Below are 23,947 nucleotides of genomic sequence, written 5' to 3'. Positions count from 1 at the left end.
CGGATACAGGAGCGCCCGGCACTGGAGCGGCGGGCCAATCCCCGCTATCCCCTGCCCCATGTCTCAGCAGAATCATCTCTATCTGGTCGACGGCAGCGGCTATATCTTCCGCGCCTATCACCAGCTTCCGCCGCTCACCAACCAGCATGGCCAGCCGGTCGGCGCGGTCTATGGCTATACCACCATGCTTTGGAAGCTGGCCGAGGAGTTGGGCAAAGCGGAAGGCCCGACCCATCTGGCCGTCGTGCTGGACAAGGGCAGCCACACCTTCCGCAACGACATGTATGATCAATATAAGGCGAACCGGCCGCCCGCGCCCGAGGATCTGGTCCCCCAGTTCCCGATGATCCGCGACGCCACCCGCGCCTTCTCGCTCCCCTGCATCGAGGAAGCCGGGTTCGAGGCGGACGACATCATCGCCAGCTACACCCAGGCCGCCGTGCGCGCCGGCTGGCATGTCACCATCGTGAGTTCCGACAAGGATCTGATGCAGCTGATCCAGCCCGGCGTCGACATGTACGACACGATGAAGAATGAGCGGCGCGGCGCCGACTATGTCATGGGCAAGTTCGGCGTGCTGCCCGAGCAATTGGGCGATGTGCTGGCGCTGATGGGCGACAGCGTCGACAATGTGCCGGGCGTGCCGGGCATCGGCCCCAAGACGGCGGCCAAGCTGATCACCGAATATGGCACGCTGGAAGCAGCGCTGGACGCGGCCCCTTCGATGAAGAAGTCGAAGATGCAGGAAAACCTCATCGCTCATGCCGACATGGCGCGCCTGTCGCGCCGGCTGGTCGCGCTGCATGACAGCATGGACCTGCCCGAGCCGCTGGACGACCTGACCTTGAAGGGCATTCCCAAGGAGCCGTTGCAGGCCTTCCTGTCGCATCATGGCTTCAAGACCCTGCTCAACCGCCTGGGCGCGCCGGCCGCTACGGTTGCGGTCGCCAGCGCGGCCGCTGCGACCAGCGGCGCCGACGCGCCACCGCCGCCCCCGGTAATCGAGGTCGAGCATCCGCCGATCGACTGCGCCCTCTATGAAACCGTCACCACGGTCGAGGCGCTGCAGGTCTGGATCGACGAAGCCCGCGCGCTCGGCGTGGTCGCGGTCGATACCGAGACCGATGCGCTCGACAGCATGGAATCAGGCCTGGTCGGCATCAGCCTGTCCACTGGCCCCGGCCGCGCCTGCTACATCCCGCTCGCCCATCGCTCCGCGGACGACATGTTCGGCGAAGTGCCGCAGCAGATCGCGCTCGATGACGCGATCCGGTTGCTCAAGCCCCTGCTCGCCGACGATGCGGTGCTCAAGGTCGGCCATAATATCAAATATGACCTCAACGTCCTCGCCCGCGTCGGGCTGGAGGTGACGCCGATCGACGATTCGATGGTGATGAGCTTCGACCTCGACGCCGGCAAGTCGCTGGGCGGCCATGGCATGGACGAGGCGGCGAGCGCCCACCTCAATCACACCTGCATCAGCTTCAAGGAGGTGACCGGCACCGGCAAGAAGGCGATCAGCTTCGCCCATGTGCCGCTCGACAAGGCCACCGCCTATGCCGCCGAGGATGCCGAGGTCACCTGGCGTCTGTGGCACAAGCTGTCGGGCCGCCTGCCGGCCGAAGGCGCGACGCGGGTCTACCAGCTGGTCGACCGGCCGCTGATCCCGGTGGTCGCCGGCATGGAGCGGCAGGGGATCAAGGTCGACCGCGAAGCCCTGTCCCGCCTCTCGGGCAGCTTCTCGCAGTCGATCGCTGGCCTCGAAGCCGAAATCCACGAACTCGCCGGCCATCCCTTCACCATCGGATCGCCGCAGCAGCTCGGCGTCGTGCTGTTCGACGAAATGGGCCTCAAAGGCGGCAAGAAGGGCAAGAGCGGCACCTATTCCACCGACGTCACCGTGCTGGAGAAGCTCAAGGCCGAAGGCTCGGCCATTTGCGGGCTGGTGCTGGAATGGCGCCAGCTCTCCAAGCTCAAGTCGACCTATACCGACGCGCTGCAGCAGCAGATCAACCGCGACACCGGCCGGGTCCATACCAGCTACTCGCTGACCGGCGCCCAGACCGGCCGCCTGTCCTCGACCGATCCCAACCTGCAGAATATCCCGATCCGCACCGAGATCGGCCGGCAGATCCGCCACGCCTTCGTCGCCGAACCCGGCAATGTCATCCTGGCGGCGGACTATAGCCAGATCGAGCTGCGGCTGGCCGCGCACATGGCCGACGTGCCCGCGCTCAAGGACGCGTTCGAGCAGGGCGAGGATATTCATAACCGCACGGCCATGGAATTGTTCGGCGAGGTCAATCGCGACACGCGTGGCCGCGCCAAGACGATCAACTTCGCGATCCTCTACGGCATTTCGCGCTGGGGGCTGGCCGGTCGGCTGGAAATCAGCGCCGACGAGGCGCAGGACATGATCAGCCGCTATTATGAGCGCTTCCCCGGCATCAGCGTCTATATCAACGAGACACTGGAAAAGGCGCGCGCCAACGGCTTCACCGAAACCCTGTTCGGCCGCAAGACCTGGTTCCCGCGCATCAAGGCCGCGGTCCAGCACGAACGGCAGGGCGCCGAACGCGCCGCGATCAACGCGCCGATCCAGGGCACCAGCGCCGACATCATCAAGCGGGCGATGGCCCGCGTGGGCCCGGCGCTCGAAGCCGCCGGCCTGCCGCGCGTGCGCATGCTGCTGCAGGTGCATGACGAACTGGTGTTCGAACTGCCCGAAGCCGATGTCGAGGCGGCGAGCAAGGTGATCCGCCAGGTCATGGAAAGCGCCGCCGAACCGATGGTCAGCCTGTCCGTGCCGCTGGGCGTGGAAATCGGCACCGGCCCGAGTTGGGGCGCGGCGCACTAAAAAATCCAAGATACCAACATCTGCTGGCATGACCGGGCTGTGACCCTCCACTCCCCGTCATGCCAGCGAAGGCTGGCATCCCAATGCCTTTTGACGCAGCATCACGGCCATGACGGGCGGCTGGATCTATATCATGACGAACCGCGCTTATGGCGTGTTGTATATTGGCGTGACATCCAGCCTGCCGCATCGAACCATGCAGCATCGCGACGGGACGGGTTCGGACTTCTGTCGCCGATATGGTCTGGATCGCCTGGTCTATGCCGAGCGGCATGCAGCGATCATCGATGCCATCGCCCGAGAAAAGGCGATGAAGGCGTGGAAGCGCGAGTGGAAAGTGCAGTTGATCGAAAGCATCAATCCCAAATGGCAGGATTTATTCGATACGCTGCACATGGACTGAAGCGCGGCGCCAGAAGGAAGTGGGATGCCAGCCTTCGCTGGCATGACGGAGTATAGGAACCACTATCCACTGCCGTCATCCCAGCCCAGGCTGGGATCTCTCTTCTTCCCCCTTCCAACGAAAAAGGCCGGCCCCATCGGGACCGGCCTTTTTCTCAATCGAACAGTTCTTCCAGAAAGCTCTTCCGGCGTTTCTTGGGATAGCCGCGCCCATCGTCGCGATAGTCGCGGTCCGGGCGATAACTCATCTGTGGCGCGGCGGGCGCCGGAGCCGGCTGAACCGAACGCTCGATGATCTTGTCGAGTTCGCCCCGGTCCAGCCAGACGCCGCGACATTGCGGGCAATAGTCGATCTCCACCCCCTGCCGGTCGCTCATGTGGAGCCCCACATGGCAGACCGGGCAGAGCATGGCCGACACGGTGGCCTGATCCCGCATGCTTATTCGCGCTCGCCGGTCAGGCTCAGCAGCATCTGGAACAGGTTGACGAAGTTGAGGTATAGCGACAGCGCGCCCATCACCTGCATCTTCTGCGCCACCTCATGGCCGGCATAATAGAAATATTCCGACTTGATGCGCTGCACGTCCCAGGCGGTGAGGCCGGTGAAGACCACCACGCCGATGATCGAGATGACCATCGCCATCGCCGACGAGCCGATGAAGATGTTGATCAGGCTGGCGACGACGATGCCGATCAGGCCCATCATCAGGAAGCTGCCCATCTTGGTCAGGTCACGCTGGGTGGTATAGCCCCAGAGCGCCATGGCAAGGAACATCACCGCCGCCGAGAAGAAGGCCTGGGCGATGCTGCCGCCGGTGAAGACCAGGAAGACGCTGCCCAGCGACACACCCATCACCGCCGCGAAGGCGTAGAAGGCAGTGCGCGCGCCAGCCGTCGTCATCTTGTCGATGCGGAAGCTGAAGAAGAAGACAAAGGCCAGTGGGGCGAAGATCGCGACCCACTTCAGCGGCGTGCCGAAGATGGCAGCGGCCAGCACGGGGGTATTGCCGACCAGGGCGGCGACCAGGCCGGTGATGACCAGGCCGATGCCCATATTGCGGAAAACGCCGAGCATGTGCGCGCGCAGGCCAGCATCGGTCTGCGCCGTCTGGCTGGCACCATAGCCCGGCATGCGTACGGGATTGTTCACGGCTTCACTCACTCCATCATAAATGTGGTTCGAGTGAGCCCGGTGCGGTCTCCTGCGGCAAAAAGAGGGGGGAATTGCCACAAAACCTGCACCGGGCGCACCCGATGCGGTCCGACATCGCGACCTGGATCAAGGGGGAAGAGATCCATGTCGCCAGAGGGGCCCGGTCCGCTCCAGCAATATCGGGTGGCCCGGACGATCGCGCAAGGCGCCACCGCCCGAGCAACAATTTATTACATTCGGCGCGCCGCGCCGACGCTGCGGATGAAGTCCCACACGTCCGAGGCGAAGGGCGGCTGCCGCTCGTCCTTCCACTCGTCGACATGGTCGTACATCCGCGTCACCCCCTCCATCATCGCCGGCGTGGCGATGGCGGTGAAGGGCGCGAGCAGCGCCTGCCATTCGTCATAAAAGGCCCCGGCTGCGGCGCTGGCCGGGTCGAGTGGCAGCGCCGCCTCGATCCGGGCGGTGAGGTCCGCCCATTGCGCGCTATAGGCCGCCTGATCGAAATCGGCCGGCATGTTGGGCATCGTCTCGGCAAAATCGGCCTCGGCCTGGGCGCTGATATAGCGGCCACTGACCGCCTTCCATTCTTCTTGCATGGTCATGCTTCCTCCACTGCGGATCAGCGAGCAAAAGGTCGCGGCATCGAGCGGCTCGCCACGGTCGATGCGGGACAAGGCGGTTTCCAGATGGCTGCGCGCCTGCGCCAGTTCCTGCGCCTGCGCGTCGATCGCCGCGACCTGCGCGCGCAGCAGCGCGCCAAGGTCGATCGGCCGACCGTCGAACAACGTCTTGATCTGGGCGAGGCTCAGCCCTGCGCGCTTGAGCGCCAGCAATTCATGCAGCCGCGCCAGCTCGGCCGGGCCGAACAGGCGCCGCCCCGATGCGGTGCGCAGCGGCGCGACCAGCCCGCGCGCCTCATAGAAACGCAGCGCCCGGCTGGTGAGGCCGGTGGCGCGGGCGACGGCGGCAATATCCAATATATCGGTCATGCCCCCTGCTACCGCTTGACCCAAGGTCAAGTTCAAGCGCTTTTTTTGAGGTACCTGCCCCGTTGACGATCGCGCCGTCTCGCGACATGGCTGGCGCCATGAGCCAAGACCAGCATAGCGATGCGCCCCTGCGCCTGTTCAACAGCCTGACCCGGTCGATCGAGCCGTTCGCGCCGATCGAGCCCGACCATGCGCGCGTCTATAGCTGCGGCCCGACCGTCTATAATTATGCCCATATCGGCAATCTGCGCGCCTATGTGTTCGTCGACACGCTGCGCCGTACCCTGCTGTGGAAGGGACTGGACGTCACCCAGATCATCAACATCACCGATGTCGGCCATCTGACGTCGGACGCCGATGCCGGCGACGACAAGATGGAGGCCGCCGCCCGCGCCAGCGCCAAGAGCATCTGGGACATCGCGGCCCATTATACCGAAGCATTCAAGGCCAATATCGCCGACCTCAACATCATGGCGCCCAGCGAATGGACGGTCGCGACCGACTATGTGCCGCAGATGATCGCGTTCGCGCAGAAGATCGCCGACGCGCATTGCTACGAACTGGAGAGCGGCCTTTATTTCGACAGCTCGACCGTGCCCAATTATGGTGCGCTGGCCGGTGGTCGCGACGATGCCGCCCACGCCCGCATCGACCCGGTGGCGGGCAAGCGCAACCCGAGCGACTTCGCCATCTGGCGCAAGTCGCCGCCGGGCGAGCAGCGCCAGATGGAATGGGACAGCCCCTGGGGCAAGGGCGCGCCGGGCTGGCACCTGGAATGCTCGGTCATGAGCCAGGCCCGCCTCGGCCAGCCGTTCGACATCCATACCGGCGGCATCGATCATCGCGAGATTCATCATCCCAACGAGATCGCCCAGAACCAGGCCTATTGCGGCTGCACCGATGCGCAGCCCGACTTCACCGGCGCGCGCTGGTGGATGCACAATAATTTCCTGGTCGACCGGCAGGGGAAGATGTCGAAGTCGAAGGGCGGCTTCACCACCCTGTTCAGCCTGGTCGATGCCGGCGTGCATCCGATCGCCTATCGCCTGCTGTGCCTGGGCGCCCATTATCGCAGCGAGCTGGAGTTCAGCGCCGACAATCTGGCCGCCGCACTGACCCGCCTCAAGCGGCTGGTCATGGGTGTCGAGGGGCTGAAAAGCCGGGCCGAGGGGATCACCTGGCAGTCGGTGACGCTCGATTATCTGCGTGCCAATCTTCACCCCAAGCTGGTGCCGCTGCTGGAGCAGTTCGACGCCGCGATCGCCGACGACCTGATGACGCCCCGCGCCTTGCCGCTGCTGGAGGAAGCGATCAGCATGAAGAAGGTGCCGGTCGACGAGAAGCTGTGCCTGATCGCCGCGTTCGAGCAGGCGCTGGGCCTGCGCCTGCTCGACCTCACCCGCGCCGAGTTGCGGGTGCAGCCCAAGGATGCGCAGATCACACCGGAAGAGATCGAGGCCGAACTGGAACGCCGCACCGCCGCCCGCGCCGAGAAGGATTTCGCCCTGTCGGACGAGATACGCGACGCGCTGATCGCGCGCGGGGTCGAGGTGATGGACGGCGATACGCTGCGCTGGGACTGGCGCCTGACACTGGCCTGATGGCTTGACGCCGTCCCGGGTTCGACCCAAGACGGTATCGGGTCGAGAAAAGTGGGGCGCATCATGCTGTTTTCCACGCGCGCGGGCGCGTTGCTGCTGGCCTTGGCCGGCCCCGCGCTGCTGCCCGCTGCCGCCGCCCCGCCGCCTGCCTTCCGCACCGATGACCCGCGCTATGCCCGGCTCTACGCGCTGGAGGACAAGGCCGACGCGCTGTTCGAGAGCGACGATTATGCCCTGTCCATGTCGCAGAAGACGCGCGACGCCTGGACAGCGCTCGAAACGGCGGCATCCCACAGCAAGGTGCAGGGCGAGGCCCATCCGCTGGCAGGGGTCGCGCTCATCAACCTGTCGTCGATGGACCAGATCGACGGCCGCAACCCCGACGCGCTCGCTCATGCGGACCGCGGCCTTGCCCTGCTGTCGCCCTTCCGCGACGCCTATCCGATCTACTGGATGCAGGGCCTGTCAATCAAAGGCTATGTCCAGGTCACGCTGAACCAGATCGGCGCCGGGGTCGAGACGCTGGCCGAAGCCAGCCGCTATATCGACGGCTATTTCGCCCGCACCGATCCCAAGGCACTGGATGAATCGGCGATGATGCTGAAGTCCAACATCGCCTTCGCCCATGCCCAGGCACTGTCCCGGCTTGGCCGCAACAGCGAGGCGGTCGAGGCGCAGCGCCGCAGCATGGAGGCGCGGGTCGCCGCCAGCGGCCAGAACAGCGCGGACGCGGTCGGCGCCTATTATATGTATGCGCAGATGCTCTCGCGCGCGGATCGCGATGCCGAGGCGGAAATCTATGCCCGTCTGGCGGTGGATACCGCGACCGACCATGTCGATCGCAAGCATCCCAATTATGCCCGCGCGCTCGAAGCGCTCGGCCTGCTGCTCTCGCGCACCGGGCGGCGCAACGAAAGCCTCGCCTATCTGGAACGATCGATCGCGATCAAGCGCGAGACCAGCGGCACGAAGAGCCTCGCCTTTGATTTCGCGCTGCAGAATCTCGGCAATCTGCTGCTGCCGCTGGAACGCTATGACGAGGCCGAACCGCTGTTCCTGGAGGCCGAGCGCGGCTTTCGTGACATCGAAGGTGACACCAGTCCGCAATCCGCACGCGCGCTGGCCTTTGCCGGCGTCGCCGCTTTCGCCCAGGGACGCAGGGAAGAAGCGATCAGCCGGCTACAGACCGCGCTGGCCCGCGGCCGTACCGGCAGCGCCGAGGATCGCGACATGGGGCAGCGCGTCTATCCCTTTCTGATCCCGGCGCTGATCCAGGCCGGCCGGATGGACGAGGCGCGCGCTGCCGCCGCCGATTTCGACCGGGAGACCCGCCAACTCGACAATCTGCCCGGCTTCGCCATCGCCAATGCCGGCATGCTGTCCGCCTGGGCCAATGGCGGCGACAGCGTCGATGCGGCCTGCCGGCTGATCGCGCTGCTGCGCACCAGCCTCAGCCTGCAGGAGGACGGCGCCCTGACTGAGGATCAGCGCGCCGCGCTGGACAGCGTGCTGGCGATCGCGACACAGGCGCGCGACGCCGGGCTAGCGATGGACGCGATGGCCCTGCTTGCCGGATCGGGCATCGTCCAGGCCAATCATCTGGTCGCGCAGCGGATGGTGGACGACCCCGCACTGGGCAACCGGGTCCGCGCGCTGCAGGACCGGACCCGCGCGCTACAGGCCGCCGACAGCCTGTTGCTGCAGGCGCTCGCCCGCGACGAAGGCGTCGCGGCTGCACGCGCCAGTCGTGCTACGCTCGCCAAGCAGGTCGATGCCGACCGCACCGCCATCGCCCATGATTTCCCCCGATGGCTGGAGGCGCGCGGCGGCGCCCTGCCCGACCTGGCATCGCTGCGCGCCAATCTGGCGGCGGACGAGGCGCTGCTGGCGGTGACGCCTGCCTTTGACGGCGTCTATATCCTGGCCGTCAGCCGCGAACGGACCGCCATCATCCGGGCGCAGGAGACGCGCGCCGATCTGGTCGGCCGGATCGCGCGCTTGCGCGCATCGCTGAGCGCCACCGGCTTCGACCAGGAAGGCGCCCATATCCTCTACACCCAGATCTTCACGCCCGATGTCCAAGACGCGCTGGGCAAGGCGCCGCGCCTGCGGGTCGTGCCGACCGGTGCCTTTGCTGCCCTGCCCTTTGCCATGCTGCCGCAAAAGCCGGTGGAGCATATCGACCGGAACACACCCTGGCTGATCCGGCGCTATGCGCTGCGGATCGACAGCGGCTTCCGCCCCGTCGTGCCGCAAAAGCTGGCGGCGCAGGATGACCGGATGCTGGGCATCGGCGCGCCCCTGCCCTTTTCGCAGGAGACGCAGGCGATCGCCCTCAAGCAGCGCGGCGGCGGCGCGGCCACGCTGGCGCAATTGCCGCCCCTGCCCGGATCGGCCGAGGAATTGCGATCGGTTGCGCGCTATTTCGGCCCCGATCATGCCCGGTTGCTGATCGGCGCGAATGCCAGCGAGGCGATCCTGCGCACCAGCGACCTGCGCCCCTATTCGGTCATGCTGTTCGCCACCCATGGGCTGGTCGGCGGCCAGATGGAGGGACTGGACGAACCGGCCCTGCTGCTGTCGTCCCCCGATACGGATTCCGGCAATGACGGGATACTGACGGCATCGGAAGTGGCGCAGATGCGGATCGGTGCTGACTGGGTGATCCTGTCCGCCTGCAACACCGCCGCCGGCAGCAGCGCCCAGGCGCCGACCTATTCCGGCCTGGCCCAGGCATTCCGCTATGCCGGCGCCGGCGCCCTGCTGGTGTCGCACTGGCCGGTGCGGGACGATGCCGGCACCTTCATCACGGTCGAGACGGTCAAGGCCAACCGGCGCGGCGCCTATCGCGGGGTGGCGTTGCAACGGGCGATGCTGAAGCTGATCCGGTCCGGCAAACCCGACGCGGTGCAGCCCTATGTCTGGGCGCCGTTCATCCTCGTGGGGCAATAGCCGCTTGCGGATCGACCCGGTTGGCGAGCGGACGACCGGCGGCGAAATCGCTGATATTGGTCATCGTCGTCTCTGCGATGCTCGCCAGCGCCTCTTCGGTCAGAAAGGCCTGATGCCCGGTGACCAGCACATTGGGGAAGGTCAGCAGTCGTTGGAACAGATCATCCTCGATAATCTCGTTGGACAGATCCTCGAAGAACAGGTCGGCCTCCTGCTCATAGACGTCGAGCGCGACACCGCCGATCTTGCGTGACTTGAGCCCCGCCACCAGCGCCTGCGTATCGATCAGCGCGCCGCGGCTGGTATTGACGATCACCAGTCCATCGCGCGCCCGGCCGATCGCGTCGGCATTGATGATATGGCGCGTATCCGGGGTCAGCGGGCAATGGAGCGAGACGATGTCGACCTGTTCCAGCAGGTCGCGTGGCGGCACATAGCGCACGCCCATCGCCAGCAGGTCTGGGTCTTCGATCACATCGCTTGCCAGCACCTCGCAGCCAAAGCCCAGCTTCAGCGTGCGGGCGACCAGCGCGCCGATCCGCCCGGTGCCGATCACGCCCGCCACCCGGCCATGGAGGTTGCGGCCGATCAGCCCGTCCAGCGCGAAATTATTTTCCCGTACCCGCGCCCAGGCGCGATGGATGCGCCGGTCGAGCGCCATCAGCAGCGCGACGGTGAATTCGGCAACCGCATGGGGCGAATAGGCCGGCACCCGCACTACCGTCAGCCCCAGATCCGCCGCCGCGACCAGATCGACATTATTATAGCCGGCACAGCGCAGCGCGATCAGCCGCGTGCCGCCCGCCGCCAGCTTGGCCAGCACGGCCGCGTCCAGACGGTCGTTGACGAACACGCAGACCGCCTCGAACCCTTCGCCCAGGCTCGCGGTGTCCGCGTCCAGACGGGGTTCCAGGAAATGCAGTTCATGTCCCTGATTGGCGGCCGACAGGAAATGCCGGTCATAGCCCTTGGTGCCGAAGATCGCGATGCGCATGGCGCCATAGTGCCCGCCCGCCCGCCATCGTCAAGCCGCGGCATATACTGAGCCAGTCCGTTTCACATGTCGGCCAGTCCGGTTGGACAGGCTATCGCAAAGACGGCACTTTGCGTCGCATCCTCAACGATCCGATATGAGTGCCCCGCCCCCATGTTTGCGCTTCTGCTGGCGATCGCCGCCGCGTCATCGAGCAAGGTTCCGCCGCCACCGCCTGCATCGGACGAAGGCGGCATCTACATGTTCGAGACCGGCACCAGCCTGCTCGCCAAATGCCGCAACAAGGCGCCGGAATATAAGCTGGCCTGCACCGCATACATCGCCGGGGCGACCGACGGCATCCGCAAGGAGATGTTCCTGGGCCGCGCCCGCACCGTCTGCTGGCCCAAGCGGATGGCGGCCGAGGATGTAAAAAGCACCGTGGTCGCCTATCTGGAGCGCTACCCCGATCAGCGCGGCGCGGCGGCGTCGGCGCTGGTCAGCATCGCCCTCAACGATCGCTATCCCTGCCAGAAATAAAGCCGCTCGATCAGTCTGATCGATAGTATCCTTGCGCAAAGAGGCGCCGCAACCGCTATAAACTTGCCCTGCCGGGCGGTTGCGCGTAGATGCGGCCCCTATTTTTTTGACGTGAAGGAGACTCGACGTGGCGGCGAAGTGGACGCCGGAAAGCTGGCGGGAGCATAAGGGCATCCAGATGCCCTTTTATCGGGACCAGGAGGCGCTTGCCTCGGTAGAGGCCCAGCTTGGCCAGTTTCCGCCCCTCGTCTTTGCGGGCGAGGCACGGAATCTGAAGGCCGATCTTGGCCGCGTCGCGAACGGCGAAGCCTTCCTGCTGCAGGGCGGCGATTGCGCCGAGAGCTTTGCCGAGTTCCATCCGAACAATATCCGCGACACGTTCCGCGTGCTGCTGCAGATGGCGGTCGTCCTGACCTTCGCCTCGAAGCTGCCGGTGGTGAAGGTCGGCCGCATGGCGGGCCAGTTCGCAAAGCCCCGCTCGGCCGATACCGAGACGATCGGCGGCGTGGAACTGCCCAGCTATCGCGGCGACAATGTCAACGACATCGCCTTCACGCCCGAAGCGCGCGAGCCCGATCCGCAGCGGATGATCCGCGCCTATAACCAGTCGGCGGCGACGCTGAACCTGGTGCGCGCCTTCTCGACCGGCGGCTATGCCAGCCTCGACCGGGTGCATGGCTGGATGCTCGATTTCATGGGTCGCAGCCCCTGGGCCGCGAAGTTCGAGGCGATGGCCGACCAGATCGGCCAGGCGCTCGACTTCATGCGTGCCTGTGGCCTGGACGCGGACAGCGTGCCCCAGCTTGGCGGCACCAGCTTCTACACCAGCCATGAAGCGCTGCTGCTGCCGTTCGAACAGGCGCTGACCCGTCAGGACAGCCTGACCGGCGACTGGTATGACACCTCGGCGCACATGTTGTGGATCGGCGACCGCACCCGCTTCGAGGGGTCGGCCCATGTCGAATATCTGCGCGGCATCGGCAACCCGATCGGCATGAAGTGCGGCCCGACCCTGGAGCCGGACGAATTGCTGCGCCTGCTCGACCTGTTGAACCCGAAGCGGGAAGCCGGGCGCATCACGCTCATCACCCGCTATGGCCATGACAAGATCGAGGCCGGCCTGCCCAAGCTGGTGCGCGCGGTGAAGCGCGAGGGGCATTCGGTGGTCTGGTCCTGCGACCCGATGCACGGCAATGTCATCAAGGCCGCCAATGGCTACAAGACGCGGCCGTTCGACCGCATCCTGGCCGAAGTGCGCGGCTTCTTTGCCGTGCATCGCGCCGAAGGGACGTTCGGCGGCGGGATCCATGCCGAAATGACCGGCCAGAATGTGACCGAGTGCACCGGCGGCGCGATCGCGATCACCGACGAAGGTCTGGCCGATCGATATCACACCCATTGCGATCCGCGCCTCAATGCGGCGCAGAGCCTGGAACTGGCTTTCCTGCTGGCAGAAATGCTGAACGAGGAACTGAAGGAACGCCGCGCCGCGGCCTGACGAAAAAGGAACCGGCCCCTCCGAACCGCAAGGAGGGGCCGGTTCATCCGGCCTCTGCCCCCTGTTCAGCCGGGATCCGCGATCGGGTCGAACTCCAGATGCAGGTGCCGCAGCGCCCGCAATATATAGGTGGGCTCATAATCGAAGCGCAGCGCCTCACCCGACCCATGATGGGCCGGAGACAGGCGGATATTGCCCATCCGCGCCAATAGCCGTTCGATGCTGACCGCCACCTCGCGCCGGGCCAGCGGCGCGCCGATGCAGGTATGGGCACCCCGGCCAAAGGCCAGATGCTCCTTGGCACGCGGCCGATCCATGTCGAACTGCGCCGGATTGTCGAAGCGGCGCGGATCGCGATTGGCGGCCATGTGCGACATCAGGATCGTCGTCCCCGCCTTGATCTCGACCCCGCCCAGCTCTGTCGTCCGCGTGCAGATGCGCCCGCCACTCTTCACCGACCCGTCATAGCGCAGCACTTCCTCCAGGAAATTGGGGATGCGCTTGGGGTCGGCGCGCAACTGGGCCTGGATATCCGGCCGGATCGCAATGATGCGGAAGGCGTTGGCCAGCAGCCGGTTGGTCGTGTCCTGCCCCGCCCCGAACAGGAAGGCCGCCATCGCCGTCAGATCGACCAGGGTCGGGCTCGTCCCATCCGGGAACTTCGCCAGCGCCAGCGTCGTCAATATGTCCTTCTTCCCCGTGTCCGCGCCCAGCAGCCTGCGCACCGGCAGCACCGCCGGATGGTTCAGGAAGCGGCGCCAGGCGATGTAGCGGAACATATGCTTGCCAAGGCCGACCAGCGGGTTGTGCTTCAGATCCTCGGGCGATCCGTCGATCTGGGCCGGCACCGCCCCTTCCAGCAGGATGCGGAAGGCCGCACGCCCCTTGGCCGGGATGCCCAGCAGGTCGGCGATCACCAGCGTCGCATAGGGGCCGCCATATTGGCGCACCAGATCGACCTTACCATCGGCGGCAAACTCGTCGATCAGGCTGTCGGCGGTCGCATAGAGGGATGGCTCCAGCGCCTTCAAGCGGCTGGGGGTGAACAGGCTGCCGATCACCGACCGCAGCTTGGCATGACGGGTGCCGCTTTCCGTCACGATCTGGTCGGCGAAGGCGATCTTGGGCCGCGCCGCCTCCAGTTCCGCCGCGATGTCGTCGCCCTGCGGCGTGAAGGGCAGGTCCGTCATCGGCCCGGTCACGGCGTTGATGCTGGAAAAATGCTCGGTATCGAGCATCACCTGCACCGTTTCCTCATAGCCCGTCACCGCCACCACATTGCGATGGGGCAGCCGCGTCACCGGCCCCTGGGCGCGCAGAAAGTCGAAATAGGCATGGGGATCATCAACCAGATCCACATCCTTGTAGAAGTCCGCCGTGGCGTAGTCGCGCATGATCCTCACCCATTTATGATATACATTGGATCATATCATTCGCCCTGCCGCTGTCAACGACGGCAAAATGGTAAAGCAAATCGCAGGGCTTTCGCGCTAGGACAGCGCCATGCATGGGTCGGCACCACAGGAAAGCAGCATGATCGGGGCGGGTCGTTATCGCCGCGACATTGACGGGCTGCGCGCCATCGCCATCCTGCCGGTGCTGTTCTTCCACGCCCATGTGCCCGGCTTTTCTGGCGGCTATGTCGGCGTCGACATCTTCTTCGTGATCTCCGGCTTCCTCATCACCGGCATCATCGCGCGCGAGGTGGATGAACAGCGCTTCTCGCTCGTCCATTTCTACGAACGCCGCTTCCGCCGGATCATGCCGGCGCTCAGCCTGATGATCCTGGCCGTGCTGGCGGCGGCCTGCTGGCTCTATCTGCCCGGCGATATAGAAGGCGTGCCGAAATCCGCGCTCGCCGCCACGCTGTTCGCCTCCAACCTCTGGTTCTTCACCGACACCGGCTATTTCGCCGGCGGCGCCGACGTAAAGCCCCTGCTCCACACTTGGTCGCTGGCGGTGGAGGAGCAATATTATCTCGGCTTCCCGATCCTGCTGATGCTGGTCGCGCGCTTTGCCGCCCGCTGGCGCCGCCTGATCGTCGGCGCGATCGCCGCGCTGTCGCTGGCACTGGCGATCACGCTTCAGCGCGACACCAGCGGCTTCACCTTCTACCTGCTGCCCACCCGCGCCTGGGAATTATTTGCGGGCGCCTTGCTGGCGCTCGGAGCCATCCCGGCCGCACGGGCGCGCTGGCTGCGGGAGGCGCTTGCGTGGAGTGGCCTTCTATCTGTCGCCTTCGCCGTCATCTTCTACTCCCGCGAAACCGTCTTCCCCGGCATCACCGCCCTGCCCCCGGTGCTGGGCGCGGCGCTGCTGCTGCACAGCGCGCCGGGTACCAGCGTCGGGCGCCTGCTCAGCCTGCGCCTTTTCGTCGGCGTGGGCCTCATCTCCTACTCCCTCTATCTGTGGCACTGGCCGCTGATCGTCTTCACCGAATATGCGACCGATGCGGCCCTGACCGGATCGACGGCCATCACGGTCGTGACAGCCTCCTTGGTCGCCGCCATCCTCTCCTGGCGCTTCGTCGAGCGTCCCTTCCGCGACGCCCGCCGCATCCCCGCCCGGCGCATCTTCCAGTTCACCGGCGGCGCCATGGCGCTGCTGTGCCTCCTGTCGCTGTCGCTGCTGGCGATGGGCGGCTGGCCGCAGCGCTTTGTGCCCCAGGTGCTGCAACTCGCCGCCGGCCGCACCGACATCAGCCCCGCGCGCAAGGCCTGCCACGACACATTCGCCCGCGGTGCCCAGCCCTGCATTCTCGGTGCCAGGGTCCGACCCGATGCCCTGCTCTGGGGCGACAGCCATGGCGTGGAAATGGCCTATGCCCTGTCGCTCAAGGCCAGGGCAGAAGGCCGCGCACTGATTGAGCGCACCACGTCCAGTTGCCCGCCGGTGCTGGGCTATGACGCGCCCAAGGATGCCCGCTGCGCCCGCGCCAACCAGGCCGCCTTTGCCGCCATCCGTGCCGATCCGGCCATTCGCCGCGTCTATCTCGCCGCCTTCTGGGCCAATGGCGAATTTGATGATCCCACCTTCGTCGCGAAACTCGACGCCACCATCCATGCTCTGCGCGCCGAAGGACGGCAGGTCATCCTGATCGGACCGGTGCCACCCCAGCCCTTCGACGTGCCGCGCCACCTGGCCCATCTCGCCCGCGCCGGCGATCTTGCGCAGGCGCAGGGCGTGGACCGCGCCACGATCGAGGCCCGCACCCGCAATCTGCGCGCACTGTTTGCCCGCTGGCAGGCACGGGGCGTGAAGCTGATCGATCCGATGGCCCGGCTATGCGATGCCCGCCGCTGCACCATCATCCATGACGGCAAGCCGCTCTATTTCGATTCCCATCATCTGAGCGTCGCCGGCGCGCGGCTGGTGATCGGCGAATAGGCTATTCCGCCGCCATCGCGTAGCTGCGCGGCAGTTCGTTCGCCAGCGCCTCGGCAATCGCCGCCACCACGCCCTGCATCCGCGTCAGCCCCGGCCCCGGCCGGTCGAGCGTGACGTCGAGATAGAGGGCACGGTCCACCTCCAGCTGCAGCGCATGGAAACCACGCTCCGGCCGGCCATGCCGCTCGATCAAATGATCGCCGGCATAGGGATGGTTCTGCGAGGTCAGCACGCCATGCCCAGCCGCGACATCGGCCGCCAGCATCATCAGCCGTGTCGCGGCGCTGCGGCCGAAGCGATCGCCCAGCACCAGTGCCGGGGCAGCCTGTCCGGCGGCCGGCGGCGGCAGCGGCGGCATCGAATGCAGGTCGATCAGGATGGCATGGCCATGCCGCTCCCGCGCGGCCGTCATCATCTGTGCCAGCCGGGCATGATAGGGCCGATGCACCGTCTCGATCCGCCGCCGCGCTTCCTCCCAGGGGATGGGGCGCTGCCACAATTCCAGGGCGCCGGGCAGGCGACGGGGAATGAGGCCCAGCCCGCCGCGCAATTTGGCGCTGCTCTGCAGCGGCTGATCGCGGGGCAGGCCGGTCACCATCACCGGATCCAGCTCCCGCTCATGCCGGTTGAGGTCGATCATCGCACGCGGCGCGCGGGCGACCAGCACGCTGTAGCCCCGCGCGACCAGCGGCCCCGCCAGCATGTCGGCCCAGCGATCCTCCAGCCGGCGCAGCACCTCTGGCCGCACTCGCGCCAGAGCCAGCAATTCAGGAGAATAGTCGCGCCCGGCATGGGGCACGGACACAATCAGCGGACCATTGGGAAGAGCAGGACCATGAAGATCATAGGCCGCCGTCGATTCGGTTGGCGGACACGTACCAAAATGATCCAACGCCATTCCTTTCACCGGCCGGGGAAAAATTTGGTCGGCTGGATAATCTTTAATCCTTGTCGCATATATCCGAACGGCTTGCCAGTCTGTGGGCAAGGCAAGGGGCGCCGCGGAAGACGGCTTACAGGAAATTTGGGGTCAATGGTTCGAATCCTGCTGGCGGAAGATGATGACAGCATGCGCGCCTATCTGGCGCGGGCGCTGGAAAAGTCGGGTTATGAGGTGGTGGCGGTCGCCACCGGCACCCAGGCCGTGCCGCATATCGAATCGGATCGGTTCGACCTGCTGCTGACCGACATCGTCATGCCCGAGATGGACGGCATCGAACTGGCCCAGCACACCGCCAATGTCGCGCCCCAGACCCGCATCATGTTCATCACCGGCTTTGCCGCCGTGACGCTGAAGGCCGGCAAGGCGGTGCCGCAGGCGAAGGTGCTGTCAAAGCCCTTCCACCTGCGCGACCTGGTGCTGGAAGTCGAACGGATGTTCGGTAGCGAGACGCTGACGGGCCTTAGCTGAGCGCTTCGGCCTCATCCGCGACCTGCCCCAGCGGCGGCAGCGGCTTGCCCGCCATGGCCGCCGCGAAGCGCTCGCGATCCAGGCCCTTTTCCCAGACCGACACCACCACCGTCGCCACCGCATTGCCGACGAAGTTGGTGAGGCTGCGGCATTCGCTCATGAAGCGATCGACGCCCAGGATCAGGGTCATGCCCGCGACCGGCACCGACGGCACGATCGACAGGGTGGCGGCCAGGGTGATGAAGCCCGCGCCGGTCACGCCCGCCGCGCCCTTGGACGACAGCATCGCCACCAGCAGCAGCAATATCTGCTCCTCCAGGCTCAGATGCACGTTGGTCGCCTGCGCGATGAACAGCGCCGCCAGCGTCATGTAGATATTGGTGCCGTCGAGGTTGAAGCTGTAGCCGGTCGGCACGACCAACCCGACCACCGACTTGCGGCACCCCGCCTGCTCCATCTTCTCGATCAGGCTGGGCAGCGCGGCTTCCGACGAGGATGTGCCCAGCACCAGCAGCAGTTCGGCGCGCAGATAGCGGATCAGGTGCAGGATGTTGAAGCCCGCGAACCAGGCGACCGTCCCCAGCACGACGAGCACGAACAGCAGCGAGGTGAGGTAGAAGGTCGCGACCAGCCCGGCGAGGTTGGCGAGCGTCCCGACGCCATATTTGGCCACGGTGAAGGCCATCGCGCCGAATGCGCCGAAGGGCGCTGCCTTCATCAGGAAGGACACCAGCTTGAAGATGGCGAGGCTGGCCGATTCCAGCACCGTCATCAGCGGCTCGGCCTTTTCCCCGATCATGCTGAGCGCGATGCCGAACAGGATCGCGACGAACAGCACCTGCAGGATATTATGCCCATCGGCCACCGCCGACACCAGGGTCGCGGGAATGACGTTCAGCAGGAAGGCGACCAGCGTGCGGTCATGCGCCTGCTGCGCGTAATCGGCGATCTTGCTGGCATCCAGGATCGCCGGATCGATGTTGAGCCCGGCGCCTGGCTGAACGACATTGGCGATGATCAGGCCGACGATCAGCGCCAGGGTGGAGAAGGTCAGGAAATAGGCAAAGGCCTTGGCCGCGACCCGGCCGATCGCGCCCAGTTCCTTCATGCCGGCAATGCCGGTGACGATCGTCAGGAAGATGACCGGCGCGATGATCATCCGCACCAGCGCGATGAAGGCATCGCCCAGCGGCTTCATCGCCTCGCCCGTCGCCGGGAAATAATGGCCGAGCAGCACGCCCAGCGCGATCGCCACCAGCACCTGGAAATAGAGATGGCGATAGATGGGGAGCGGCCGAACCGGTTCCGTCGGCGTCGATGGCGTAGGCAACATGATGTTTTTGCGTCCCCCCTTATTTGCACCGCAGCATATGGCCTCCCCACCCCCTGTCCAGCGGGTTGGAAAAGTTTCTACAAAAAAGTGTCATTTAGCGCTTGCGCGAGTCACCGACCCCCGTTATTGGCCCCCTCCACGGCGGGCGTGTAGCTCAGTGGTAGAGCACTGTGTTGACATCGCAGGGGTCGCAAGTTCAATCCTTGCCACGCCCACCATGATAAGGCCTTGGAAGTCTCCGGATTTCCGAGGCCTTATTTTTTGCGCTTTTCCGGCTATGACGCGCGGCAGCGAGACGGAGACCAGCAGATGACGGCGACATGTGGGATGATGGGCGGACGGCGGGTGCTGTTCGTGATGGCGATCGACGCCGAATATGGCCCGCATCTGCAAGCCCGGATCACCCCGCTGATGACCGGCGTCGGCCCGGTCGAGGCGGCACTGGCCATGGCCGTGACGCTCGACCGGATGGCGCAGGCGGGCACCCTGCCCGATCTGGTGGTGTCGCTCGGCTCCGCCGGGTCGCGGGTGGGCATGCTGGGGGAGGTCTATCAGGTCGCCAGCGTCTCCTGGCGCGACATGGATGCGTCGCGCCTGGGCTTCACCAAGGGGGTGACGCCGCTAATCGACCATCCGGTCGACATTCCGCTGGTCACGCCGCTCGAAATCCGCGCCCTGCGCCTGTCGACCGGCGCCAATGTCGTGGGCGGCGAGGAATATGCCGCGATCGACGCCGACATGGTCGACATGGAGACTTTTGCGATCGCCCGCGCCTGCCAGCGCTTCGGCGTGCCGCTGATGGGGTTGCGCGGCATTTCCGATGGGCCGGGCGAGCTGAACGACATGCTAGGCTGGACGCAGCTGCTCTCACTGATCGACGAGAAGTTGGCGGTGGCCGTCGATGCCCTGGGCGAGGCGCTTTAACAGCCGCCCGGCTGGCGCGCGGCGCCGCGCGGCCAGGACAGTTCATAGGTGACGAGGAAACCGTCATGGTCGGACAGTTCCGGCCCGCTCGGTCCACCATCGAACATCGCCTCCACCCGGATCGGGCGAACCGAGACCCGGTCACCGGGCCAGAAGAATTGCAGATCCTGCGTATCCATCCACGGCTCGTCGCCATCCCAGGACATGCGTACATCGCAGCCTGACGCGGCATCGGCGCAGACGCGATGGACCAGGTTGAGCGCCTGATAGCGAGAGAAATTCTCCCAGCGCGGTTCGGAATGGCGCATGTTGAAATCGCCACCAAAGATCAGCGGATAGGCGTCGTCATGGCTGGCATCGATGAAGGCCGAAGCTTCGAGCGCCTGTCGCTCATGCGCGGCGAGATTTCGCGGTCCGGGCGCGCGGGACGCCCCGCGCGAGTTCATGTGGGTGTCATAGATGTCGATCGGCGTCGGCACGCCGGGCATGGCGATGCGGGCCAGCACGATCCCCTTGTTCGACAGGCAATCCAGGCCAGCGCAGGATTTGCGGCCATAGGCGCGCCGCTGCGTCAGGAGAATCGGATAGCGCGAGGCGACGGCGAGGCCGCTGCCGGAAAAATGGATACCGATCTCGCCCCGGTCGATATGCGACTTGCCCGGCAGCTTGTCCTTGGTCGACCCGCGCGCACGGGTCGTGCGATGCGGGCCGGCGGCGATCGCCGGATAGCCGGTATCGGCCACCGCCTGCTTCGCCGACCCGCTGAACATTTCCTGGAACAGCACCACGTCGGGCGCCGTCCCCGCCGCGCGCATGGCGGCCAGTCGCTCCGCTATCTGGCCAAGTGACGGCCCCCGTCCGCTGCGTGCCGGCCAGCCCAGCCCCTCGATATTATAGGTCAGCACCGACAGGGTGGTGGTGATCCGCTGCGCATCCGGCGCGGCGAGCGCGGGCGCGACTGCCGCGCCACAGGACAATTCGCGATAGGGCGCCGGCGTCGCACAGGCCGACAGCAGCAGCGGCGCCACACAGGCGCCGAACCGGTGGAGGAAGCGGGAAGTAGCGGCCATATGCTCCTCGTCATCGGATCGGCGCATCATGACGCGAAAGGGCGCCGGCGACAACCGGCGCCTGGACCGGATCAGTCGCCCTCGAACAACAGGATCGCGCGCGAGGGGACACCGTCCTGCTCCAGCGCGGCAAGCCCGCCCAGATCCGGCAGGTCGATCGCGAACAGCGCCATCAGCACCTGCGCGCCCTGCTCGCGCAGCAACCGCGCCGCGGCCTGCGCCGTCCCGCCGGTGGCGATCAGGTCGTCGACCAGCAGCACGCGCGCGTCCTGCGGCACCTGTCCTTCATGCAGTTCCAGCCGGTCGGTGCCATATTCCAGCACATAGTCGATGCCGACGGTCTTGCCCGGCAGCTTGCCCTTCTTGCGGACGGGCACGAAACCCTTGCCCAGCTTCAGCGCCAGCGCCGCGCCCAGGATGAAGCCGCGCGCCTCCACGCCTACGATCAGGTCGGGGTCGAGCGGTCCTGCCACCTTCGCCATCTGGTCGATCAGTTCGGCCAGACCCGGCCCATCGGCCAGCAGGGTCGTGATGTCGCGGAACTGGATGCCCGGCTTGGGGAAGTCGGGGATGGTGCGGACCAGCGCGGTCAGACTGTCGATGCTCATGGTTGAAGCCCCATAAGGAAAGGGCGCGCTCCCGACAAGGAAGCGCGCCCTTTCTTTCATGCCATCGGGCAGAGGTGCGGTCAGGCCGCCTTCTTCTTGTCCGCCCAGATATTCTGATAGGCCATATAGGCAAGGCCCGTGGCGATCAGCAGGAAGAGGATCGTCGCCACGCCCGCGCGGCGGCGATTTTCCAGCTTCGGCTCGGCCGTCCAGGTGAGGAAGGCGGCCACGTCCTGCGACATCTGGTCGATCGTCGGCTTGGTGCCGTCGCCATAGGTCACCTGGCCATCGGCCGACAGCGGGGGCGCCATGGCAAGGTTCAGATTGGCGAAATAGGGGTTGAAGTGCAGCCCCTCGGGCGTCTTGGCATCCGGGAAATGCTTGAGCAGTTCAGCCGGCTGTTCCCGGAAGCCCGTCAGCAGCGAATAGACATAGGCCGAGCCATGATGGCGTGCCTTGGTCATCAGCGACAGATCCGGCGGGATCGCATTATTGTTCGCCGCCGCCGCCGCGACATTGTTCGCGAAGGGGGACGGGAAATAATCGGCCGGAATGCCATCGCGGGTCGAGGCCTCACCCGTCGCCGGATCGACGCTGGGGGTCTTGATCGCCCAGTTCTTGGCGATCGCCTTGATCTCCGCCTCGTTATAACCAATGCCGGCCAGATCGCGGAAGGCGACGAACTTCAGGCTGTGGCAGGCCGAGCAGACCTCCTTGAACACCTGGAAGCCGCGCTGGAGCTGCTGATTGTCATAGCGGCCCAGCGGCCCGTCGAACGAGAAGGAGACATGCTTGGGGGCCAGGTGGAACTCATGCTCCACCGTCTTGGCCGGAGGCTCCACCACGTAGGAATAGGCACCCACGAGGAAGGAGATGAGCAGCCAGCCGGCGAAGAAGAGGCCGACAAGGAATGCGCCGATGCGTACCATGCTTGTCTTCCCCCTTATTCGGCCGGGACTGCGGCGGTTTCGCCGTCAGCCTTGGCATATTTGGCCAGCACCGCCTCGGTGATCGAATTGGGCAGCGGCAGCGGCTTTTCGAAACGCGCGATCATCGGCAGGATGATCAGGAAATGCGCGAAATAATAGGCCGCGGCGACCTGGCTGATCATCACATAGGGTTCTTCCGCCGGCGCACCGCCGCAATAACCCAGGATCAGCACGTCGAGCACCAGGATCCAGAAGAACGTCTTGAAGGTCGGACGATAGCTGCCCGAACGCACCGGCGAGGTGTCGAGCCAGGGCAGGAAGAAGAGCAGCAGGATCGATGCGAACATCGCCAGCACGCCCAGCAGCTTGGCCGGCACGAAGAAGAAGTCGACGGTGAAGGCGCGCAGGATCGCGTAGAAGGGCCAGAAATACCATTCGGGCACGATATGCGCCGGGGTCGAAAGCGGGTTCGCCTCGATATAATTATCCGGGTGACCCAGATAATTGGGCGCAAAAAACAGCAGGATCGCGAACAGGATCAGGAAGACGCCCGCCCCGAAACCATCCTTCGCGGTGTAATAGGGATGGAAGGGCACGGTATCCTGGGGGCCCTTAACCTCGACACCGGTCGGGTTGGAGGAGCCGGGAATATGCAGCGCCCAGATATGCAGGATCACCACCGCCGCGATCACGAAGGGCAGCAGGAAGTGGAGCGAGAAAAAGCGGTTCAGCGAGGCATTGCCGGGGGCAAAGCCGCCCAGCAGCCAGGTCTGGATCGGCTCGCCCACCACCGGGATCGCGCCGAACAGGCCGGTGATGACCTTGGCGCCCCAATAGCTCATCTGCCCCCAGGGCAGGACATAGCCCATGAAGGCGGTCGCCATCATCAGCAGGAAGATGACGAGGCCGAGCAGCCAGACCATTTCGCGCGGCGCCTTGTAGCTACCGAAATAGAGACCGCGGAAAATATGGAGATAGACGACGATGAAGAAGAAGCTGGCGCCGTTGGCATGTGCATAGCGCATCAGCCAGCCCGCATTCACGTCGCGCATCGTCTGTTCGACGGTGCCGAAGGCGACCAGCGTGTTGGCGCCATAATGCATCGCCATGACCACGCCGGTGACGATCTGAATCACCAGCGCCAGGCCGGCGAGGACACCGAAATTCCAGAAATAATTGAGGTTGCGCGGTACCGGATAGCCGGCACCGACGGCATTGTAGACGAGACGCGGCAGCGGCAGCTTCTCGTCGACCCACTGCATCAGCGGATGCTTGGGGGTATAATGTTCAGCCCATGGAAAGCTCATGACGGTCCCC

20 protein-coding genes and 1 tRNA gene are annotated in these 23,947 nt (G+C 65.6%); 10 read left to right on the top strand and 11 right to left on the bottom strand.

All coding sequences use genetic code 11. From position 1 onward, the window contains the following. Positions 1-58: 58 nt before the first annotated feature. A complete protein-coding gene (gene polA, locus E5554_RS09455) occupies positions 59-2,857 on the top strand; it encodes a DNA polymerase I (RefSeq protein WP_136186627.1) in 2,799 nt (932 codons plus the stop codon). A 109-nt stretch (positions 2,858-2,966) separates the two neighbouring features. Beyond that, positions 2,967-3,260: a GIY-YIG nuclease family protein gene (locus E5554_RS09450; RefSeq protein ID WP_122927875.1), complete on the top strand. Its 294-nt coding sequence runs from the start codon at positions 2,967-2,969 to the stop codon at positions 3,258-3,260. 154 nt (positions 3,261-3,414) lie between these two features. Here the strand turns inward: E5554_RS09450 and E5554_RS09445 are convergent, their stop codons facing one another. The 3 genes from E5554_RS09445 to E5554_RS09435 form a co-directional block, all read right to left on the bottom strand. Further along, a complete protein-coding gene (locus E5554_RS09445) occupies positions 3,415-3,696 on the bottom strand; it encodes a zf-TFIIB domain-containing protein (RefSeq protein WP_004208131.1) in 282 nt (93 codons plus the stop codon). Positions 3,697-3,698: 2 nt separating this feature from the next. After that, a complete protein-coding gene (locus tag E5554_RS09440) occupies positions 3,699-4,391 on the bottom strand; it encodes a Bax inhibitor-1/YccA family protein (RefSeq protein WP_037517646.1) in 693 nt (230 codons plus the stop codon). Positions 4,392-4,642: 251 nt separating this feature from the next. Continuing rightward, positions 4,643-5,404: a MerR family transcriptional regulator gene (locus tag E5554_RS09435; protein ID WP_136186626.1), complete on the bottom strand. Its 762-nt coding sequence runs from the start codon at positions 5,402-5,404 to the stop codon at positions 4,643-4,645. Between the two features lie 86 nt (positions 5,405-5,490). On the opposite strand from E5554_RS09435, the gene cysS reads away from it, so the two are divergent. Further along, positions 5,491-7,005 (top strand): cysteine--tRNA ligase, encoded by a 1,515-nt coding sequence (gene cysS, locus E5554_RS09430; protein WP_136186625.1) that lies wholly within the window; start codon positions 5,491-5,493, stop codon positions 7,003-7,005. 63 nt (positions 7,006-7,068) lie between these two features. After that, complete coding sequence (locus E5554_RS09425) at positions 7,069-9,957, top strand: CHAT domain-containing tetratricopeptide repeat protein (RefSeq protein WP_136186624.1); 2,889 nt, start codon at positions 7,069-7,071, stop codon at positions 9,955-9,957. Here the strand turns inward: E5554_RS09425 and E5554_RS09420 are convergent. Next, positions 9,938-10,951, bottom strand: a complete 1,014-nt coding sequence (locus tag E5554_RS09420) for a 2-hydroxyacid dehydrogenase (protein WP_136186623.1) — start codon at positions 10,949-10,951, stop codon at positions 9,938-9,940. The two genes, E5554_RS09425 and E5554_RS09420, sit on opposite strands and share 20 nt — an antisense overlap. A gap of 153 nt (positions 10,952-11,104) precedes the next feature. On the opposite strand from E5554_RS09420, the gene E5554_RS09415 reads away from it, so the two are divergent. Then, complete coding sequence (locus tag E5554_RS09415; RefSeq protein WP_017502598.1) at positions 11,105-11,470, top strand: Rap1a/Tai family immunity protein; 366 nt, start codon at positions 11,105-11,107, stop codon at positions 11,468-11,470. A 127-nt stretch (positions 11,471-11,597) separates the two neighbouring features. Beyond that, the gene (locus E5554_RS09410; protein ID WP_136186622.1) at positions 11,598-12,968 is read left to right on the top strand and encodes a 3-deoxy-7-phosphoheptulonate synthase class II; all 1,371 of its coding nucleotides are present in this window, start codon (positions 11,598-11,600) and stop codon (positions 12,966-12,968) included. 65 nt (positions 12,969-13,033) lie between these two features. On the opposite strand, the gene E5554_RS09405 is transcribed toward E5554_RS09410, so the two are convergent. Beyond that, positions 13,034-14,362, bottom strand: a complete 1,329-nt coding sequence (locus tag E5554_RS09405) for a cytochrome P450 (RefSeq protein WP_136186621.1) — start codon at positions 14,360-14,362, stop codon at positions 13,034-13,036. Positions 14,363-14,501: 139 nt separating this feature from the next. Between E5554_RS09405 and E5554_RS09400 the strand changes: the two genes are divergently transcribed. Further along, positions 14,502-16,355 (top strand): acyltransferase family protein, encoded by a 1,854-nt coding sequence (locus E5554_RS09400; RefSeq protein WP_136186620.1) that lies wholly within the window; start codon positions 14,502-14,504, stop codon positions 16,353-16,355. Between the two features lies 1 nt (position 16,356). On the opposite strand, the gene E5554_RS09395 is transcribed toward E5554_RS09400, so the two are convergent. Beyond that, positions 16,357-17,253 (bottom strand): N-formylglutamate amidohydrolase, encoded by an 897-nt coding sequence (locus tag E5554_RS09395; RefSeq protein WP_037517628.1) that lies wholly within the window; start codon positions 17,251-17,253, stop codon positions 16,357-16,359. 135 nt (positions 17,254-17,388) lie between these two features. On the opposite strand from E5554_RS09395, the gene E5554_RS09390 reads away from it, so the two are divergent. Continuing rightward, positions 17,389-17,766, top strand: a complete 378-nt coding sequence (locus E5554_RS09390) for a response regulator (RefSeq protein ID WP_004208143.1) — start codon at positions 17,389-17,391, stop codon at positions 17,764-17,766. Here the strand turns inward: E5554_RS09390 and E5554_RS09385 are convergent. Further along, the gene (locus E5554_RS09385; RefSeq protein WP_136186619.1) at positions 17,759-19,099 is read right to left on the bottom strand and encodes a dicarboxylate/amino acid:cation symporter; all 1,341 of its coding nucleotides are present in this window, start codon (positions 19,097-19,099) and stop codon (positions 17,759-17,761) included. The two genes, E5554_RS09390 and E5554_RS09385, sit on opposite strands and share 8 nt — an antisense overlap. Positions 19,100-19,242: 143 nt before the next feature. On the opposite strand from E5554_RS09385, the gene E5554_RS09380 reads away from it, so the two are divergent. Together E5554_RS09380 and E5554_RS09375 are read left to right on the top strand one after the other, a co-directional pair. After that, positions 19,243-19,317, top strand: a tRNA-Val gene (locus E5554_RS09380). 109 nt (positions 19,318-19,426) lie between these two features. Then, the gene (locus E5554_RS09375) at positions 19,427-20,023 is read left to right on the top strand and encodes a 5'-methylthioadenosine/S-adenosylhomocysteine nucleosidase (protein ID WP_081331588.1); all 597 of its coding nucleotides are present in this window, start codon (positions 19,427-19,429) and stop codon (positions 20,021-20,023) included. Here the strand turns inward: E5554_RS09375 and E5554_RS09370 are convergent. The 4 genes from E5554_RS09370 to E5554_RS09355 form a co-directional block, all read right to left on the bottom strand. Beyond that, the gene (locus E5554_RS09370) at positions 20,020-21,093 is read right to left on the bottom strand and encodes an endonuclease/exonuclease/phosphatase family protein (protein WP_136186618.1); all 1,074 of its coding nucleotides are present in this window, start codon (positions 21,091-21,093) and stop codon (positions 20,020-20,022) included. The two genes, E5554_RS09375 and E5554_RS09370, sit on opposite strands and share 4 nt — an antisense overlap. A gap of 71 nt (positions 21,094-21,164) precedes the next feature. Continuing rightward, positions 21,165-21,701: an adenine phosphoribosyltransferase gene (locus E5554_RS09365; protein WP_017502592.1), complete on the bottom strand. Its 537-nt coding sequence runs from the start codon at positions 21,699-21,701 to the stop codon at positions 21,165-21,167. A gap of 80 nt (positions 21,702-21,781) precedes the next feature. Next, entirely contained in the window at positions 21,782-22,630 is an 849-nt protein-coding gene (locus tag E5554_RS09360) for a cytochrome c1 (protein ID WP_136186617.1), read from the bottom strand. Between the two features lie 14 nt (positions 22,631-22,644). Further along, the gene (locus tag E5554_RS09355; protein ID WP_048938713.1) at positions 22,645-23,937 is read right to left on the bottom strand and encodes a cytochrome b/b6; all 1,293 of its coding nucleotides are present in this window, start codon (positions 23,935-23,937) and stop codon (positions 22,645-22,647) included. Between the last annotated feature and the right edge of the window lie 10 nt (positions 23,938-23,947).

It is taken from the genome of Sphingobium sp. PAMC28499, from assembly GCF_004795815.1.
GTDB lineage: Bacteria > Pseudomonadota > Alphaproteobacteria > Sphingomonadales > Sphingomonadaceae > Sphingobium > Sphingobium yanoikuyae.
This window is presented reverse-complemented; position numbering and strand designations above follow the sequence as displayed.

Bases quoted from the DNA above. Each gene is read 5' to 3' on its own strand.
- polA (WP_136186627.1), top strand. From the start codon at position 59: ATGTCTCAGCAGAATCATCTCTATCTGGTCGACGGCAGCGGCTATATC.
- E5554_RS09450 (WP_122927875.1), top strand. From the start codon at position 2,967: ATGACGGGCGGCTGGATCTATATCATGACGAACCGCGCTTATGGCGTG.
- E5554_RS09445 (WP_004208131.1), bottom strand. From the start codon at position 3,696: ATGCGGGATCAGGCCACCGTGTCGGCCATGCTCTGCCCGGTCTGCCAT.
- E5554_RS09440 (WP_037517646.1), bottom strand. From the start codon at position 4,391: ATGCCGGGCTATGGTGCCAGCCAGACGGCGCAGACCGATGCTGGCCTG.
- E5554_RS09435 (WP_136186626.1), bottom strand. From the start codon at position 5,404: ATGACCGATATATTGGATATTGCCGCCGTCGCCCGCGCCACCGGCCTC.
- cysS (WP_136186625.1), top strand. From the start codon at position 5,491: ATGGCTGGCGCCATGAGCCAAGACCAGCATAGCGATGCGCCCCTGCGC.
- E5554_RS09425 (WP_136186624.1), top strand. From the start codon at position 7,069: ATGCTGTTTTCCACGCGCGCGGGCGCGTTGCTGCTGGCCTTGGCCGGC.
- E5554_RS09420 (WP_136186623.1), bottom strand. From the start codon at position 10,951: ATGCGCATCGCGATCTTCGGCACCAAGGGCTATGACCGGCATTTCCTG.
- E5554_RS09415 (WP_017502598.1), top strand. From the start codon at position 11,105: ATGTTTGCGCTTCTGCTGGCGATCGCCGCCGCGTCATCGAGCAAGGTT.
- E5554_RS09405 (WP_136186621.1), bottom strand. From the start codon at position 14,362: ATGCGCGACTACGCCACGGCGGACTTCTACAAGGATGTGGATCTGGTT.
- E5554_RS09400 (WP_136186620.1), top strand. From the start codon at position 14,502: ATGATCGGGGCGGGTCGTTATCGCCGCGACATTGACGGGCTGCGCGCC.
- E5554_RS09395 (WP_037517628.1), bottom strand. From the start codon at position 17,253: ATGGCGTTGGATCATTTTGGTACGTGTCCGCCAACCGAATCGACGGCG.
- E5554_RS09390 (WP_004208143.1), top strand. From the start codon at position 17,389: ATGGTTCGAATCCTGCTGGCGGAAGATGATGACAGCATGCGCGCCTAT.
- E5554_RS09385 (WP_136186619.1), bottom strand. From the start codon at position 19,099: ATGTTGCCTACGCCATCGACGCCGACGGAACCGGTTCGGCCGCTCCCC.
- E5554_RS09375 (WP_081331588.1), top strand. From the start codon at position 19,427: ATGATGGGCGGACGGCGGGTGCTGTTCGTGATGGCGATCGACGCCGAA.
- E5554_RS09370 (WP_136186618.1), bottom strand. From the start codon at position 21,093: ATGGCCGCTACTTCCCGCTTCCTCCACCGGTTCGGCGCCTGTGTGGCG.
- E5554_RS09365 (WP_017502592.1), bottom strand. From the start codon at position 21,701: ATGAGCATCGACAGTCTGACCGCGCTGGTCCGCACCATCCCCGACTTC.
- E5554_RS09360 (WP_136186617.1), bottom strand. From the start codon at position 22,630: ATGGTACGCATCGGCGCATTCCTTGTCGGCCTCTTCTTCGCCGGCTGG.
- E5554_RS09355 (WP_048938713.1), bottom strand. From the start codon at position 23,937: ATGAGCTTTCCATGGGCTGAACATTATACCCCCAAGCATCCGCTGATG.